2 protein-coding genes are annotated in these 980 nt (G+C 71.7%); one reads left to right on the forward strand and one right to left on the reverse strand.

What is annotated here, in order from left to right:
- Nucleotides 1-263: IclR family transcriptional regulator domain-containing protein (locus CCL05_RS46235; RefSeq protein ID WP_279629941.1), on the forward strand; the 263-nt coding region annotated here is incomplete at its 5' end.
- 35 nt (nucleotides 264-298) lie between these two features.
- On the opposite strand, the gene CCL05_RS17745 is transcribed toward CCL05_RS46235, so the two are convergent.
- Nucleotides 299-748, reverse strand: a complete 450-nt coding sequence (locus CCL05_RS17745) for a PPOX class F420-dependent oxidoreductase (protein ID WP_086561478.1) — start codon at nucleotides 746-748, stop codon at nucleotides 299-301.
- Between the last annotated feature and the right edge of the window lie 232 nt (nucleotides 749-980).

Raw genomic sequence — 980 nt, forward strand, 5'->3', positions numbered from 1 at the left:
AGCGGGCGGCCCTCCTCGCCGACCTGGCCGGGGTGCGCGAGCGCGGCTACTCCGTCGACCGCGAGGAGACGGTGCCCGGCATCGCCGGCTTCGGCTTCGCCCTGCGCTACGGCACACCGGCCGTCGACGCCATCAGCTGCTCGGTCCCGGTGGCCCGGCTGACCCCGGAGCACGAGGCGCGCATCGTCGCCGTGATGCGGGACATCCGGGCGAGGATCGAATCCCGGCTACCACCGGCACCGGGCACGCCCGACTGGCGCTAGGGAGGGCCCGCCCGAAGGCCCTCCGAAGCCGTCCGTCAGCCGTCCGTCCCGTCCGGCAGGACTCCCGCCCGGAACGGCTCCACCCCTTCGAGCCTGCGCACCCGCGTCGGCTCGATCAGCAGCATCACCCGGCGCTCCCCGGGCAGCAGCCACGGATACCGGTCCTCCCCGAGGTACTTCCGCGCGAGCCGGTCCATCGCCCGCTCCGCCTCCTCGCCCTCCACGAACCGGACGACCTTCCCCCGGATCTCCGCCCGGTCGTACGGGTCCCCGGGGTCGTGGTGGGACAGCGAAACGTACGGATTGCGCCGCAGATTCTCTTCCTTCACCCGCCCGATCGACGTGTTGACCATGACGTACTCCCCTTCGATGTCCGCCCACATGGGCGACACCTGGGGCGCACCGTCCGCACCCACCGTCGCGAGATGCCAGAAGTTCGTCGCGAGGAGACGCTCGCGAATATGCCCACTGAGCTTGCCGTTCACCTGACTGGCCGCCTTTCCGGGCCCGCGCTCGCCGGGCCCGGCGCCATCCTCGCCGTATCCCTGCCCCGGCCGACAGACGATCTTCAGCCCCGGTCGAACCCGCCGGTAGCCGTAGCTTCCTACAATCCGTGATCCTGGCCGAACAGACCGTAGTCACCGCAGTCCCGCACCCCTAGCTTGTGGCCCGTGCGCCGACCTTCAGCCCGCCCGAGCCAGCCCGCACCCCCGACGC

Origin of the sequence: Streptomyces africanus, from assembly GCF_002150735.1 — a bacterium.
Lineage (GTDB): Bacteria > Actinomycetota > Actinomycetes > Streptomycetales > Streptomycetaceae > Streptomyces > Streptomyces africanus.